Here is a 16102-nt window from a genome sequence, read left to right as displayed (position 1 = left end):
CGTAGTCGAGTGGAGAGGTCGATGAAGCCCTATGTTCTTTCTCTTGCCGCGGGCTTGCTGGTAGGCATCGTCTATGCCCTGCTCAAAGTCCGCTCGCCCGCGCCGCCAGTGATTGCCCTGGTCGGTCTGCTGGGGATTCTTGCCGGCGAACAGATTCCGCCGCTGGTCAAGCACCTGCTGAACCGGGATGCTGCGGGAACCGCCTGGTTCGGCGGGCAGATCAAGCCGCATGTGTTCGGCCAGCTCCCCGAAGGGAAGCACACCGCCAAGCCGGAGACGGAGGCAAAGTCATGAGCCCCGCACCGGCTACGCCTGAGCTCATCCTGCATCGCGGCCAGTTCGCCACGCTCGATCGCGGCAACCCGCATGCGTCGGCGGTGGCGATCGCCGGCGGGCGCTTCATCGCCGTGGGCGGCGACGCGGAGGTCATGGCGTTGGCTGGTGCCGGTACGCGCGTGATCGATCTCAAGGGCCGTCGCGTGCTGCCCGGTCTGATCGACAACCACCTGCACATCATCCGTGGCGGCCTGAACTTCAATCTGGAACTGCGCTGGGATGGCGTGCGTTCGCTGGCCGACGCGATGGCGATGCTCAAGCAGCAAGTGGCGATCACTCCGCCGCCGCAATGGGTGCGTGTGGTCGGCGGTTTCACCGAGCATCAGTTCGTCGAAAAGCGCTTGCCGACGATCGAAGAACTGAATGCCGTGGCGCCGGACACGCCGGTGTTCCTGCTGCATCTCTACGATCGCGCGCTGCTCAATGCGGCCGCGCTGCGCGTCGTCGGCTATACCCGCGACACGCCCGAACCGCCGGGCGGGCAGATCGTGCGCGACAGCGACGGCAATCCCACGGGCCTGCTGCTGGCCAAGCCGAATGCGGCGATTCTCTACGCAACGCTTGGGCGCGGCCCGAAGCTGCCATTCGACTACCAGCTCAATTCCACGCGCCATTTCATGCGCGAGCTCAACCGCCTCGGCGTCACAGGTGCGATCGATGCCGGTGGCGGCTCGCAGAACTACCCGGAAGACTATGCGGTAATCCAGCAGCTGGCCGACGAAGGCCAACTGACCATCCGCCTGGCCTACAACCTGTTCACGCAGAAGCCCAAGGCGGAGAAGGACGACTTTCTCAACTGGACGCGCACGTCGAAGTACAAGCAGGGCGACGACTACTTCCGCCATAACGGGGCCGGCGAAATGCTGGTGTTTTCCGCGGCGGATTTCGAGGACTTCCGCCAGCCGCGGCCGGACATGCCGCCGGAGATGGAAGGCGACCTCGAAGGCGTGGTGCGCATCCTCGCCGAGAACCGCTGGCCGTGGCGCATGCATGCCACCTACGACGAAACCATCAGCCGCGCGCTGGATGTCTTCGAGCGTGTGAACCAGGACATTCCGCTGGAGGGACTGAACTGGTTCTTCGACCACGCCGAGACGATCTCCGAGCAATCGATCGATCGCATCGCGGCGCTCGGCGGCGGCATCGCCGTGCAGCACCGCATGGCCTATCAGGGCGAGTACTTCGTCGAGCGCTATGGCATGGGCGCGGCGGAAGCCACGCCACCGGTGGCCAAGATCCTGGAGAAGGGCGTACGGGTGTCGGCCGGTACCGATGCGACCCGCGTCGCTTCGTACAACCCCTGGGTATCGCTGGCGTGGCTGATCACCGGCCGCACCGTGGGCGGCTTGCGTCTCTATCCGCAGCGCAACTGCCTGGATCGCGAGACCGCATTGCGCATGTGGACCGAGAACGTCACCTGGTTCTCCAACGAAGTGGGCAAGAAGGGCCAGATCAAGGTTGGCCAGTTCGCGGATCTGGTGGTGCCGGATCGTGACTTCTTTGCATGCGCGGAGAGCGAGATCGCGGACACCTCCTCGGAGCTGACGATGGTCGGCGGCCGGATCGTCTACGCCGCCGGCGGCTTCACGGATCTGGACGAAGCACCGATCCCGCCCGCGATGCCGGACTGGTCACCGGTGCGCCGCTATGGCGGCTATGCCGCATGGGGCGAGAACAAGGCGGGTGCTGCGGCGGTGCGCCAGATGGCGATGCAGTCGTGCGGGTGCGCTCATGCCTGCGGCATCCATGGACACGATCACGCTACGGCATGGTCGAGCAAGCTGCCGATCGCCGATCTCAAATCATTCTGGGGCGCGCTGGGCTGCGCGTGCTGGGCGATATGAGCATGCGCGACTTCATCGGCTCACCGGTCATTCGCTGGGTGGCTTTGCTGCTGCTGTGCGCGGCCTATCTGCAGGGCGGCTTCGACAAGGCGGTGGATTTCGGTAGCGCTATAGCCGAGATGGAACATTTCGGTCTGTCGCCGCCGAAGCTGTTCGCGGTGGCGACCATCGCGCTGGAGTTCGGTGCTTCGCTGCTGATCCTCTCCGGCTTCTATCGCTGGCTGGGTGCACTGGCGCTTGCCATGTTCACGGTGATGGCGACCTTTATGGCCGCACGCTTCTGGGAGCTGCCGCCGCCGCAGCGGATACCTGCCGCCAATACGTTCTTCGAGCATCTCGGCCTGGCCGGCGGGTTTTTGCTGGTGGCGTGGCATGACCTGCGCGAACGGCGCGCCGCATCGACATGACGATCGATTCACTCACCCATCTTCTGTAGTCATCCTGATCTGGAGCTTCCCATGCGCATCAAGTCTCTCGTTCTGGCGGCGGTCCTCGGGATCGGAACGGCCTCGCTCGCCACCGTCGCCCCCCTGGAGGCGCGCACCGCGCAGGCCACACCCGAGGTGGCGGTGGGTTCGCAGTACGACACCACGCATGTGTATGTCGATCCCGCCGAAGTCGACCGTTTCGTGCAGAGCTTCACCGCCACCTTTGGCGGGCAGAGCACCAAACAGGTCGTAGTGACCGTCACGCCCACGCCGAGCAGTACGTCCTCGCAGCTGTTGCAGACACCGGTGGGCACGGTGTCGCTGTTCGGCTTCAAGACGCCGGTGCCGCATCCGTTCGGGGCGGAGCGTACGGGTTACCTGGTCAAGGACATGGACACGGCGATCCGCGCCGCGCGGGCAGCCGGCGCCGACGTCATCGTCGACGCCTTTCCCGATCCGATCGGCCGCGACGCGGTCATCCAGTGGCCGGGCGGCGTGAACATGCAGCTCTACTGGCACACCACCGCGCCGAACTACGCGGCGTTCCAGACCGTGCCGGAGAACCGCGTCTACGTATCCAAGGATCGCGCGAATGCGTTCATCCACAGCTTCCTCGCGTTCTCCCACGGCAAGGTCGTTTCCGACGATGCGCATGCGCCCGGTGTCGAGATAGGGCGTTCCAACGACACCTATCGTCGGGTCCGTATCGAGTCCACCTTCGGCAAGATGTCGGTGCAGGTCACCGACGGCCATCTGCCGTACCCCTATGGGCATGAACTCACCGGATACGAAGTGATCAACCTGGATGACACCTTGGCCAAAGCCAAGGCCAGTGGTGCGAAGGTGCTGGTGGAGCCCTACACCGCCGATGGACGGCGGATCGCCATGGTGGCGTTTCCAGGCAACTACGTCGCGGAGATTCACGCGGCGGCGGGCAAGTAAGCGCGATGCGATGCGCCGCTCTCGCCTGCGCCGCGGTAGTTATGTTCGCGCATGCGGCAGCGGCGCAGGATGCGACAACGACACCCGCGAGGCCGGTGCCGCTGTTCAATCGCTGGCAGGAGAACTGGTCGCCACTGGCCGACCCGGCGTTGCGGACGGAGCCGGGCGATGCGCTCAAATACATCCCGCTATCCGCGACCAACCCCGCCAGCTATCTCTCGCTGGGCCTGAATCTGCGCGAGCGCGTGGAGTCGAATGACGCCGTGGGCTTTGGCGCGGGCGGCAACCGCAGTGACAGCTACCTGATCCAGCGCTTGCAGATCCATGCGGATCTTCACCTCAATCAGCACTGGCAGCTGTTCACCCAGCTGGAAGACGCCCGCGACTACGGCAAGCGCAACACCACGCCGGTCGACAGGAATCCGCTCGACCTGCGGCTGGCTTTCCTGGCGTTCACCAATACGTTCGCGGCGGGGACCTTCAAGGCGCGCATCGGGCGCCAGGAGTTCGCCTTCGATCTGCAGCGCTTCGTTTCGCTGAGGGACGGCCCGAATGTGCGCCAGGCTTTCGATGCCGTGTGGGCGGATTGGGAAACCGGCCGTTGGCGCTTCATCGGCTTTATCAGCCAGCCGGTGCAGTACGCGGACAAGCATGATTTCGACGATACCTCCAATCGCCATCTGCGTTTCAGCATGCTACGCGCGGAACGCCTGGTGTTCGGTACGCAGGAGTTGTCCGCGTACTACTCGCTCTTTGCGCGGGACAACGCAAGATACATCGACGGCAGCGGGCGCGAGCTTCGCCATGTTTTCGACACCCGCTACGCTGGTGCGGCGCGTGGCTTCGACTGGGATATCGAGGCGATGGCGCAGCGTGGTTCGGTGGGCGCGAAAGACATTCGCGCCTGGGCGATCGGCACACGCGCCGGGTACACCTTTACATCGATCGACTGGCGGCCACGCATCGGCCTGCAGGTCGATGCGGCCTCGGGGGATCGCCGTCGCGGCGACAACACCATCGGCACCTTCAATCCGCTGTTTCCGAACGGTTACTACGTCACGCTGGCGGGCTACACCGGCTACACGAACTTCATCCACGTGAAGCCCTCCGTCACGGTGAAACCTACCTCACGCCTGACCGTCATGGGAGCGCTCGGTTTGCAGTGGCGCGAGACGACGGCCGACGCGGTATATACGCAGCCTAACGTCGCGGTGCCAGGCACCGCGGGCAAGGGTGGCCGCTGGACTGGCGCCTACGGGCAACTACGCGCCGACTACGCCTTCAATGCCAATCTCGCCGCGGCGGTGGAGATGGTTCATTTCGATATCGGCGATGCCATCCGTCGCGCGGGTGGGCACAACAGCAACTATCTGGGCGTCGAGCTCAAGTACTTATGGTAAGGCCGGCGAGCGCCGGCACGCCGCATGACATCTCTAGGAACCAACGCTTATGAAACTGACTTTGCCGACCCTACTCAGCTTCAATGCAGGCTATGTCGACACGGCGGGCTTCATGGCCTTGCACGGCCTGTTCACCGCCCACGTCACCGGCAACTTCGTCACCATTGGCGCGGCGCTGGTGCTGGGCACGTCCGGCATCGTCACCAAACTGCTGGCGCTGCCGACCTTTTGCGCGGTGGTGGTATTGGCGCGCTTGCTGCGCTATCGCCTGATCGATCGCGGTTGGCCGGTGCTCAAGACCCTGCTGGGAGTGAAGCTGGCGTTGCTGACCGCGGGCGGCGTTCTCGCCGTTTATTGCAGCCCTTTCCCGCGTGGCGATAACTGGGCCGAGATGGTTACTGGCCTCACGCTGGTGGCGGGCATGGCGGTACAGAACGCTCTGCAGCGAGTGCATCTGGGCAGCGCACCGCCCACCACGCTGATGACTGGCACTACCACCCAGATCATGCTCGACGTCGGCGACCTGTTGCAGGGCGTGCCCGCTGAGCAGACGGAAATTATCCACGGACGCCTGGCGCGCATGGGCCAGGCGGTACTCACGTTCGCGCTGGGCTGCGCGCTGGCCGCGCTGCTTTATGCCGGCGTAGGTGCCTGGTGTTTTGCCCTGCCGCCCGTGGTGGCGCTGGCCGCTTTTCTCCATCGCGATGCGAGCGCCAGCGGCTGATGTCATCCGCTCGATAAGCCATTTCCACCAAGGAGACGACGATGAAAGACAGCAGCAAAGCCAAACAGCTCCGCAAAGCGCCACTGACCACGCCCAGCGCCTTGGGCGAGGATGCTCGACGCGATATTGGCGGCGAGCTCAATGTCCTGCTCGCGGATTTCTTCGCGCTGTATGTGAAGACCAAGAACTTCCATTGGCATATGTCCGGGCCGCACTTTCGCGACTATCACCTGCTGCTGGACGAGCAGGCCGACAGCATCTACGCCACGCTCGATCCCGTCGCCGAACGCGTGCGCAAAATCGGCGGCACGACGTTGCGCTCCATCGGTCATATCGCACGACTGAAACGCATCGACGACAACGATGCCGATTTCGTCTCGCCAGCCGACATGCTGGCCGAACTTCGCGAGGACAATGCACGTATCGCCTCCACCATGCGCGAAGTGCATGACCTGTGCGATCAGTACGGCGACGTGGCCACGGCCAGCCTGCTGGAAAACTGGATGGACGAAGCAGAGCGCCGGATGTGGTTCTTGTTCGAGTCGGGACGAAATACCTGAGTCGATACGGCGGCTCCGCGGCTTGGCAATTACCCGGATGGGTAGGCGAGGTTTACCTCGATAGGTCTTCGCATCTGTTCGCGGCTGGAGACAATGAACGACAGGCCGGCATCGGCTTGTCCCGCCGGATCTCTCCACCCATGCCGCCGCGCAGGTGTCGCCTTGCCGACACCTGCATGACCTGTCGCGTGCACGGTCTATGGGGGAGTGAAGAGTCAAACCAGGAGAGACCGTATGTCGTCGAAAGACTCAAGCCTTGATATCGATCCATCGCGGCGCGCTTTTCTCGGTAGCGCCGCCGTGGTTTCCGCCGCACTGGCATTGCCTATGGCTGGATTTGCAGCGAGCGTTTCCAGCCACGGCGCAGTCGCACCTACCTCACCTCGACCAGGACACTCTGACATGACCACGATTACCGCCAAAGACGGAACGCAGATCTATTACAAGGATTGGGGGAAGGGTCAGCCCGTCGTGTTTTCGCACGGCTGGCCGCTGACCGCCGACGCCTGGGATGCCCAGATGCTGTTCCTGAGCTCGCACGGCTATCGCACCATCGCGCACGACCGTCGTGGCCATGGCCGCTCGGGCCAGCCGTGGAACGGCAACGACATGGATACCTATGCCGACGATCTCGCGACGCTGATCGAGAAGCTGGACCTGAAGAACGTGGTGCTGGTCGGTCACTCCACCGGCGGCGGTGAAGTCGCTCATTACATCGGTCGTCACGGCAATGCACGCGTGGCCAAGCTGGTGCTGATCGGAGCGGTGCCGCCGATCATGGTCAAGACCGCCAACAACCCCGGTGGCCTGCCGATCGACGTGTTCAACGATATCCGCCAGAAGACCCTGGCCGATCGTTCCCAGTTCTTCAAGGATCTCTCCGGCCCGTTCTTCGGCGCGAATCGCGCGGGATCCAAGGCGACGCAGGGTATGCGCGACTCGTTCTGGATGCAGGGCATGATGGGCGGCCTCAAGGGGCAGTACGACTGCATCAAGGAGTTCTCCGAAGTCGACTACACCCCGGACCTGAAGAAGGTTGAGGTGCCGACGCTGGTCATTCACGGGGACGACGACCAGATCGTGCCGATCGACGACTCGGGCCGCCTCTCGGCCAAGATCGTCAAGCACGCCACGCTGAAGGTCTACCCGGGCGCACCGCATGGCCTGACCGCCACCCATCAGGAGCAGGTCAACAACGACTTGCTTGAGTTCATCCGCTCCTGAAGCACGCGAACCAACGATGATGTTGGCGATGCCTCGGCGTGGGGCGTAGCCTGATGATGGACGGCGCATTACGCCGAAATGGTCCTGGGAAGGGGATGGGCAGGGCATGGCCCTGGCTATTTCCCTTCCCAAGGACGCCGATCTGTCGATAGCCCATCACCGGATAGCGAGATGCACCATGCAAGACGAGATGCGCAGCACGCCAGGCAACAACGCTCACCTTGCACCTGAGCCTGACACGCGCGACGCACAGCGATTTCCGCGTCTGACCGATGAGATGGCTGAGCGTGTCGCGCCGTATGGTGAGGCCGAGCAAGTGCCCGCGGGTACGGTTCTTTTTGAGCGTGGCCAGCGAGGCGCGGATTTCTTCTTCGTGCTGGATGGCGGTATCGAGATCGTCGATATCGACAATGATGGCCATCCGCGCACGGTCACTACGCATACGCGCCATCAATTCACCGGCGAGCTCGACCACTTCAACCAGCGCATGATCCTGGTGTCAGGGTTGACGTTGGTAGACAGCCGCCTAATCCGCATCACGCGCGATAACTTTCGCAAGCTGATCAGTGGCGAGCCTGACATCGGCGAGATCATCATGCGCGCGTTCATTCTTCGCCGCGTGAGCATCATCCAGCTGGGCATTGGCGGTGTCGTATTGATAGGGCCTGGCCATGGCGCCGACACGCTGCGGCTCCAGCGCTTCCTGGTCCGCAACGGCTACCCGCATCGCCTGATCGATACCGATCTCGACCCGAAGGCGACCGGACTGCTCGATACGTTCGACGTCGAGCCGCATCTGTTTCCCGTCGTGGTTTCGCCAGACCACCAGATGTTGATGAACCCGTCGACGGCGGAGCTCGCCGACAGACTGGGTCTGACCGAGTCGCTCCAGCCTGGCTACGTCCATGACGTCGCCGTGGTGGGGGCAGGGCCAGCGGGGTTGGCTGCGGCGGTCTATGCCGCCTCCGAGGGTCTGGAAACCATTGTGATCGAAGGCATGGCACCCGGAGGTCAGGCGGGTACGTCGTCGAAGATCGAGAACTATCTGGGATTCCCCACGGGCATTTCCGGGCAGGCGCTGGCGGGTCGTGCGCAGATTCAGGCGCAGAAGTTTGGGGCTCGCCTGGCCATCTCGCGCAACGTGGCGAACCTTCACTGTGCATCGCAGCCTTACCAGTTGGAGCTGGACGATGGACAGCGGGTAACGGCGCGCGCCGTGGTGATCGCGACAGGTGCGCGCTATCGCAAGCTCGACGTACCCAACTACGAGCGCTACGAAGGGCAGGGAATCCATTACGCCGCAACGCCCATGGAGGGGAAGCTTTGCGCTGGCGAGGAAGTCATCGTGGTGGGTGGTGGAAATTCCGCGGGGCAGGCCGCCGTGTTTCTCTCGCGCATTGCTGCGCACGTGCATATGCTCGTGCGCGGAATCGGATTGGCGGCCACCATGTCCGACTATCTCATTCGGCGCATCCTTCAATCGCCGCGCATCACGTTGCATACCGAAACAGAGATTGTAGGCCTTGAGGGCGGCGACCGGCTGCAACAGGTGACGTGGTCCGGGCGGCGCGACGGCTCAAGCGAAACCCGGGCGGTGGCCAATGTGTTCGTGATGGTCGGCGCCGAGCCAAACACGGACTGGCTCCATGGCTGTCTTGCACTGGACGCGAAGGGTTTTGTTATCACCGGTATCGATGGCGAGGGCGTGCCTACTTCCGTACCGTTTGCTACCAGCAAGCCCGGCATCTTTGCGGTGGGAGACGTGCGCAGCGGCTCGGTCAAACGCGTGGCGTCCGGTGTCGGCGAAGGATCGGTGGTGATCCAGGCAGTGCACAAGTTCCTGAATCCGGAGCCGGATTAAGACCCTGATACTCTCCACGCTGCGCGAATCGTTTCCCCTATCGATGGCCATGGCGCATCGTTGGTCGACCGGATGCCTGGAGGTCTCATGAGTCAGCATTTTGATGCGGTCGTGATCGGTGCGGGGCAGGCGGGGCCACCACTCGCCGAAAAGCTGGGCAACGCAGGGAAGCGTGTCGCCGTGATCGAGCGGAAGCTCGTCGGCGGTACCTGTGTAAACACCGGGTGCATACCGACCAAGGCCATGGTGGCCAGCGCCTACGTCGCGCATATGTCGCGTCGCGCACATGAGTACGGCGTGCGGCAGGCCCAGGATTCACACGTCGATATGCAACGGGTCTGGGAGCGGACCCAGGGTATTTCCGGCGATGCCCGCCGTGGTGTCGACCACTGGCTTCGCAACATGCCCCAGGTGACCTTGCTTGAAGGACACGCTCGGTTCGAATCGGCGACGACCTTGCGGGTGGGCGATACGCTTATCGAAGCGGAGTCCTTCTTCATCAATGTCGGCGGACGCGCGTCGGTGCCCGAGTTTCCCGGCATCGATACCGTCCCGTACCTCACCAATACGGGCATGATGGAACTGCGCGATCTGCCGGAGCACCTGATGATCGTCGGCGGTAGTTACATCGGCCTGGAGTTCGGGCAGATGTTTCGCCGCTTCGGATCCAGGGTCACCATTATCGAACGGTCCCCGCGTCTGTTGCCGCGCGAAGACGACGACGTCTCGAAAGCCGTTCTGGCACTGCTTCAGGACGAAGGCATCACCGTTCACCTGGGTGCGGAATGCATCGCCCTGGAAGGAACGGCCGGCGCGGTGAGGGTGAAAGCCCAAGGCAATACGCTCTGCGAGCAGGCGGTGGGAACGCACTTGCTGCTTGCGGTGGGCCGTCGCCCGAATACGGATGATCTTGGCCTGGACAAGGCGGGCGTTGCCGTCGATGCGCGCGGCTACATCCAGGTCGATGAGCATTGCCGGAGCAATGTGCCCGGCATATGGGCCATGGGCGACTGCAATGGGCGAGGCGCCTTTACCCATACGTCCTACAACGATTTCGAGATTGTCGCGTCGGACGTGCTCGACCAAGGCCAGCGCCGTCTTTCCGACCGCATTCTTGCCTACAGTCTGTTTACCGACCCTCCGCTGGCGCGCGTCGGCATGACCGAGCAGGAAGCGCGGCAATCCGGTCGCAACGTGCTGGTCGGTGTGCGGCCCATGTCGCGGGTGGGGCGTGCGGTCGAGCGCGGCGAGACGGTCGGCTTCATGAAAGTCGTCGTCGACGGATCCACCCAGGCATTGCTCGGCGCAGCCATTTTCGGCGTGAACGGCGACGAGGCCATTCATTGCCTGCTCGATGCGATGTACGCCAACGCGCCATACACCGCCGTGTCCCATGCCGTGCATATCCATCCGACGGTGGCGGAGTTGCTGCCGACGGCGTTGCAAAGCCTCCAGCCTGTTTAGGCCTGGGCGAACCAGATACCTTAGGTCGCCGAAGGACAGCCGCCTGGCGCCGGGGGAGACATGGCACGCATCTATGTAACGGACACCATGGGCGAGGCGCAGGTGCGCGTGGCTATCGTCGATACGCGCGGCAACGCCGACCTGTGGGTCTGCCGCGTTTCTTCCTGGGGGCTGGCCGTCGGCGACGAGCGCTGGTTCATCACGCCCGATCGGCAGTCGGCCACCAAGCGGGTGTTTTTTACCTCGCAGGGCATGGCTCAGGTCAAGATCTGCTTCGTGCCGACCTTGGGCGAGGCTGGCTGGCGCGATCCAGCGCACGCCAGGCGGGGGCTGTTCTTATGACGACGGTTTGCCTTCTGCCGGCAGGCGTATCACTGGCGTGCTGGCGAGCTTGAGCACGGCCTGCACGCGTGCTGTCGCATCCTGCGCCGCGGCGGGTGAGGGGAAACGCCCCGCGGCCAACACAGTCCACGACGCGTGATCGGGATCGACGGCAGCGATGCGCGAGAGCGGGAGGCCGAGCGACTGTGCCTGGCGCTCCAGTACGTCCGCGTCGCCGGCAACGATGAACTGACCCAGCTGCAACGCATAGGCGGGCTGTCCTGCCGCCGGTGCCGGCGCGGCCACATCGCTGGTTACCAGTAGCGCATTGGTGGAAACAGCGGTGGCTGCCGGTGCCGGTGTGACGATGGATGTGGCGGGTGCAGGAACATGTATTGCGGAAACAGCGGCAGGAGGGCGCCACGACGCGGCGAGCGCGAGCATGGGGGCGCGCCAGTGATCCGGCGCCATCATGCCGCCCGCGAAGGCGAACGCTCCGAACAACAGGATCAGCAAGATCAGGCCGAGCTTGGCGAACATGGATGGACGAGCCCCCTGTGGTGAATCGAAGCGGGCGCGCTCGCCGCTCTCTTCACATGAAAAAGACATTTGGACGTCTTCAAGCCGCTGCGCATGCGGTTTTTCCTGACGTGTGCATATTGTGGTCGCGCGAGGCGAGGGGCAACATTGCCAGTCCGGGGCATCGCCATGGAGGCAAAGGATGCGATACCCCGCACAGGGGGCATCATGGTCGATATCGCGGAATCCAATCTGCTTGGATCCTCGCCGCAGTTCGCACACGTCATTGCGCAGATACGTCGTATCGCAAAATTCGATGTGACCGTGCTGATCGGCGGAGAAACCGGCACGGGCAAGGAGTTGGGGGCCAGGGCGGTGCACTATCTCAGTGCGCGCGCATCGAGACCGTTCGTCGCGGTGAATTGCGGCGCGCTGGCCGACTCGCTGGTGGAGAGTGAATTGTTCGGGCACGAGCGCGGCGCGTTCACCGACGCGCGCCAGGCATCGCCGGGACTGATCAGCGAAGCGGAGGGCGGCACGCTGTTCCTCGACGAGGTCGACACGCTTTCGTTGAAGGCGCAGGCATCGCTGCTGCGCTTCCTGCAGGACGGCACATACCGCCGCGTCGGCGGCACGCAGACGCGTTCGACCGATGTGCGGTTGATCGCGGCGAGCAATGCCAACCTGGACGAGCTGGTCAAGGCACGGCAGTTCCGTCGCGACCTGCTGTACCGGCTCAAGGTCATGCCGCTGGTGATGCCGCCGTTGCGCGAACGCGGTGGCGACGTGGCGGAGCTGGCCGAGGCCTTCCTGCGGCGGCTCAACCGCCAGTACGGTACGCAAACGGTGCCCAAGCGTTTCGATCCCGATTTTCTGTCCGCGCTGCAGCGCTACAGCTGGCCGGGCAACGTGCGCGAACTGGAGCACTTCGTGCAGCGCGAGTACTTGATGTGCGAGGGGCAGGTGATCCGCAGCGGCCCGCCGCAGGATATGCCGGAGTCGCCCGCCACGGCCGGTGACGATGCCGCGTTCAAGCAGGCGAAAGCTCGCGCCATCGCGGATTTCGAACGCAACTATGTGGCTTCGGCGATGGCACGGGCGCGCGGTAACATCACCCGGGCCGCGCGCATGGCGGGCCAGGACCGCAGCGCGTTCAGCAAGCTGGTGAGCAAGTACAGGCTCGCTTCCGTTGCCGGACAGGAGCAAGATTCCGGCGAATGAAACCCTTCGGCGAGGCGCGTGAGTGACTGGCCAATCCGTACGTGTCGTTGCCGATGCCATTGCCCGCCATCTGGCGACACGGCCGGGCTGCGCCGATTCCGTCAAGGGTATCCAGCAGTGGTGGTTGCGCCCGGCGGGCGTGGAAGTGCCGCTGGAAGTGGTCGCCGACGCGCTGCGCTTGCTGGAAGAGGAGAAGGTGGTGGAGTGCCAGCGACTGGGGGCGGGTGAGATCTGGCGCCTGTGGCGCGGCGAGGGTTGACGCTCGCTCTCGCGCTGACATTTTCTGTTCTTCCTCCATTCCGGTGACGATCGGAGGCGCTTCACGACAGTGAGGCTGGTCATTCCGCATGGTGCATTCGGCTGTCGCGTTGCCGCAGCCTGAGAACCGTTGCCGCGCCTTATTTTTTTCTGCGCGTCCATCCCCTGCGCCGAGAACGCCGCTTGCCACTTTCCCGCTGAGGGAGGGGCGGGATGGCGTGTGGATCTTTCGACGGTATTTCTCATGCGCGGCCCACGCTGCGTGCGTGCGCGTCGCCAAACGCATAGTGATTGAGCATGCACAACGACACCGGGTGTGTCGTTCCGCACACGGTGTGATGTTTTTTTCTCGCCTCTGCGATGCGCGCCATTCGCTTCATCGATTCAACGTATTGCGCCTGCGTTTTCATCCTGCATGGCGCGATCCGTCGTGTGAAAAAACACACGGCCGATCTGCCTTCGTGCATGCGTGGCGCGACAAGAACCGCGCTGCATCGCCATTTATCGCCGTTGGCACGCCTTTTGAATCGTCCGTTCCGCAACGCGTGCGGCAGCGTTCAAAGCGCAGGGACTTTGCAGCCGCTCACAGAAACGAGGCCTGTACATGACTGTCGAGAGCATCCAACAGAAGCTACTGCGTGTGCGGCCGCCGCGCGTGCGCATCACGTACGACGTCGAGACGGGCGGCTCGAGCGAGAAGGTCGAGCTGGCCTTCATCGTCGGCATGTTCGCCAACCTGTCGGGCGAGCTGGATGCCAGCGCGCTGCCGGCATTGAAGGACCGGCGCATGCGCGACATCGACGCCGAGTCGTTCGACAAGATCATGGCCGACAGTTCGCCCATGATCTCATTGGGCGGCATCGCGGATACCATCGCCGGCGAAGGCAAGACCCTCACCGGCGAACTGCATTTCAATGCGCTTGCGGATTTCGAGCCGCTGGCCATCGTCAATGCGGTGCCCAGTCTGCGTCAGCGCTACGACGCGCGCGCCGACTTGCGCTCGCTGCAGTCGATGGCCGAATGCAATGACGCCCTGGGCGCATTGCTGGATCGCACCACGCTCGATGGCGGCGCGATCGGCGCACTGAAAACGGCGTTCGCCGACGCGTCGTCGGACACCTGGGTCGCCGCCAATATCAACGTGCAGGACAACCCGCCGGCAAATGCGGCTGGCGCCGACGTGCCGGTGGCCTTGGTGAGCCTGCTGGCCGCGCAGATGACCGGCAACGCTCAAGCGGCCGCGTCGGCTAAACAGGCCGCTGATGCGGCCGCTGCGTCGTCGGCCGGTGCGGCGACGGCGGTCAAGACCGCGGCGGATGCGCTCGCTGCCGCGCAAAAAACGGCCACCGACGCCGCCGCGGCGCTCGGCAAGGCACAGGACGCGGTGGGCAAGGCCAAGGGCGACCAGGCGACCGCCGATGCCAATGCCGCCGTGGTCAAAGCACAGAAGGACAAGAATGACGCCGATGCCGCGGTACTCGCGGCTCAGGCGCAGTCTGCCGCCGCGGGCGAACTGGCCAAGCGCCAGGCGGCGCTGGCGATCGAGCGGCAGCAGGCGTTTTTGTCGATCGATCCGCTGAGCAAGGCACGCCGCCTGGCCGGGCGCTTCGCCAACGAGATCCTGGTGCCGCTGGGCAACAAGGACCTTACCCAGGTAGCACTGGGCGCCAACGGCCTGATGGACGAGCGCGCCGGCGGTATCGACGTGCAGATAGGCCAGCAGTTGGATGCGATCCTGCACACCAAATCTTTCAAAGATCTGGAGGCGACCTGGCGCGGCCTCTACTACGTCGTGTCGCGCACCGAAAGCGGCCGGCTGCTGAAACTGCGCGTGCTCAACGCCAGCATGGACGACTTGCGCAAGGAACTTGAGAAGGCGGCCGAGTTCGATCAGAGCTGCATCTTCAAGATGATCTACGAGGCCGAGTTCGGCACCTACGGCGGCTCGCCGTACAGCATGCTGCTGGGTGGCTACGAGTTCGACCATTCGCCGGCCAGCATGTCGCTGCTGTCGAACCTGACCAAGATCGCCGCTTCCGCGCATGCGCCATTTCTCGCGGCGGCGGCGCCCGGACTGTTCGGCCTGGACGGCTTCGACAAGCTGGCCAAGCCGCGCGACCTGAGTCAGTTGTTCGAGTCGCCGGAGCTGGCGCAGTGGATGGAATTCCGTGGCAGCGAAGACTCGCGCTACGTGGCGCTGGCTTTGCCGCACATTCTGCTGCGGCTGCCATACGGCAAGGATGCGCGTCCGGCCGAGGGCCTGCGTTATGAGGAGACGGTGACGGGGCCCGACGGTCCGGATCACAACGCTTTCCTGTGGGGCAACGCCGCTTACGCGCTGGCCGAGCGCATCACCCATTCGTTCGCGCTGTACCACTGGACGGCGGCGATCCGCGGCGTCGAGGGCGGCGGCCTGGTGGATGGGCTGCCGGTGTTTACCTATCGCGACGACGCCGATCTCGTGAACATGATCTGCCCGACCGAAGTGTCCATCACCGATCGGCGCGAAAAGGAGCTCAACGATCTGGGCTTCATCGCACTGTGCAACTGCAAGGGTACCGGGCAGGCGGCGTTCTTCGGCGGGCAGACCGCCAACCTGCCGCGCCAGTACATCAGCGACGAAGCCAACGCGAACGCCAAGCTTTCGGCGATGCTGCCCTACATTCTGGCCGCGTCGCGCTTCGCGCACTACATCAAGGTGATCATGCGCAAGAAGATCGGCGCGTTCCTCACCCGCGGCAACATCGAGGCCTACCTCAACAGCTGGATCTCGCAGTACGTGCTGCTGGACGACAACGCCTCGCAGGAGGTGAAGGCCAGTTATCCGCTGCGCGCCGCGCAGATCACCGTGACCGACGTACCCGGCTCGCCCGGCTCGTACAAGGCCACGGTGTTTATCAAGCCGCATTTCCAGCTGGAAGAACTCACCACGTCGATTCGCCTGGTGGCGGATCTGCCCGCAGGCTGATGCCGCGAGCGCGGCCCCCGATCTCAACCAGG

At 64.0% G+C, this 16102-nt stretch carries 15 protein-coding genes; 14 read left to right on the top strand and 1 reads right to left on the bottom strand.

Translation table 11 applies throughout. The features are described 5' to 3' along the window. Positions 1-21: 21 nt before the first annotated feature. From ISS97_RS17640 to ISS97_RS17590, 11 genes are all read left to right on the top strand, one after another. Positions 22-294 carry a XapX domain-containing protein gene (locus tag ISS97_RS17640; protein WP_379983285.1) on the top strand — a complete coding sequence of 91 codons (273 nt, stop codon included), beginning with the start codon at positions 22-24 and terminating at the stop codon, positions 292-294. Next, positions 291-2180 (top strand): amidohydrolase, encoded by a 1890-nt coding sequence (locus ISS97_RS17635; protein ID WP_379983287.1) that lies wholly within the window; start codon positions 291-293, stop codon positions 2178-2180. The genes ISS97_RS17640 and ISS97_RS17635 overlap by 4 nt, the downstream gene beginning before the upstream one ends. Positions 2181-2182: 2 nt before the next feature. Beyond that, positions 2183-2587, top strand: a complete 405-nt coding sequence (locus tag ISS97_RS17630; RefSeq protein ID WP_379983288.1) for a DoxX family protein — start codon at positions 2183-2185, stop codon at positions 2585-2587. A gap of 51 nt (positions 2588-2638) precedes the next feature. After that, entirely contained in the window at positions 2639-3550 is a 912-nt protein-coding gene (locus ISS97_RS17625) for a glyoxalase (RefSeq protein ID WP_379983289.1), read from the top strand. A gap of 5 nt (positions 3551-3555) precedes the next feature. After that, complete coding sequence (locus ISS97_RS17620; protein WP_379983290.1) at positions 3556-4950, top strand: alginate export family protein; 1395 nt, start codon at positions 3556-3558, stop codon at positions 4948-4950. Positions 4951-4999: 49 nt separating this feature from the next. Further along, entirely contained in the window at positions 5000-5674 is a 675-nt protein-coding gene (locus ISS97_RS17615; protein ID WP_379983291.1) for a YoaK family protein, read from the top strand. Positions 5675-5715: 41 nt separating this feature from the next. Then, positions 5716-6234 (top strand): Dps family protein, encoded by a 519-nt coding sequence (locus ISS97_RS17610; protein ID WP_379983292.1) that lies wholly within the window; start codon positions 5716-5718, stop codon positions 6232-6234. 402 nt (positions 6235-6636) lie between these two features. Continuing rightward, positions 6637-7458, top strand: a complete 822-nt coding sequence (locus ISS97_RS17605) for an alpha/beta fold hydrolase (protein ID WP_379983293.1) — start codon at positions 6637-6639, stop codon at positions 7456-7458. 178 nt (positions 7459-7636) lie between these two features. Continuing rightward, the gene (locus tag ISS97_RS17600; protein ID WP_379983294.1) at positions 7637-9319 is read left to right on the top strand and encodes an FAD-dependent oxidoreductase; all 1683 of its coding nucleotides are present in this window, start codon (positions 7637-7639) and stop codon (positions 9317-9319) included. Positions 9320-9406: 87 nt separating this feature from the next. Next, on the top strand, positions 9407-10783 hold the full coding sequence (locus ISS97_RS17595; RefSeq protein WP_379983739.1) for an FAD-containing oxidoreductase: 1377 nt from the start codon (positions 9407-9409) through the stop codon (positions 10781-10783). A gap of 60 nt (positions 10784-10843) precedes the next feature. Then, positions 10844-11125, top strand: coding sequence for a DUF6150 family protein (locus ISS97_RS17590; RefSeq protein ID WP_379983295.1), 282 nt, complete (start codon positions 10844-10846; stop codon positions 11123-11125). Here the strand turns inward: ISS97_RS17590 and ISS97_RS17585 are convergent. Further along, positions 11120-11644 carry an SPOR domain-containing protein gene (locus tag ISS97_RS17585; protein ID WP_379983296.1) on the bottom strand — a complete coding sequence of 175 codons (525 nt, stop codon included), beginning with the start codon at positions 11642-11644 and terminating at the stop codon, positions 11120-11122. The genes ISS97_RS17590 and ISS97_RS17585 overlap by 6 nt on opposite strands. Before the next feature lie 207 nt (positions 11645-11851). Here ISS97_RS17585 and ISS97_RS17580 point away from each other — a divergent pair, with 207 nt between their 5' ends. The 3 genes from ISS97_RS17580 (at position 11852) to tssC (ending at position 16070) form a co-directional block, all read left to right on the top strand. Beyond that, positions 11852-12844 (top strand): sigma-54 interaction domain-containing protein, encoded by a 993-nt coding sequence (locus ISS97_RS17580; protein WP_379983297.1) that lies wholly within the window; start codon positions 11852-11854, stop codon positions 12842-12844. A gap of 22 nt (positions 12845-12866) precedes the next feature. Continuing rightward, complete coding sequence (locus ISS97_RS17575; protein ID WP_379983298.1) at positions 12867-13103, top strand: hypothetical protein; 237 nt, start codon at positions 12867-12869, stop codon at positions 13101-13103. A 603-nt stretch (positions 13104-13706) separates the two neighbouring features. Beyond that, complete coding sequence (gene tssC / locus ISS97_RS17570) at positions 13707-16070, top strand: type VI secretion system contractile sheath large subunit (protein WP_379983299.1); 2364 nt, start codon at positions 13707-13709, stop codon at positions 16068-16070. The last annotated feature ends 32 nt before the right edge of the window (positions 16071-16102 follow it).

The sequence above is a fragment of the Dyella koreensis genome (assembly GCF_044904565.1).
GTDB classification, from domain to species: domain Bacteria; phylum Pseudomonadota; class Gammaproteobacteria; order Xanthomonadales; family Rhodanobacteraceae; genus Dyella_D; species Dyella_D koreensis.
The sequence above is the reverse complement of the archived record's forward strand: the minus strand, read 5'-3'. Positions and strand labels throughout refer to the sequence as shown.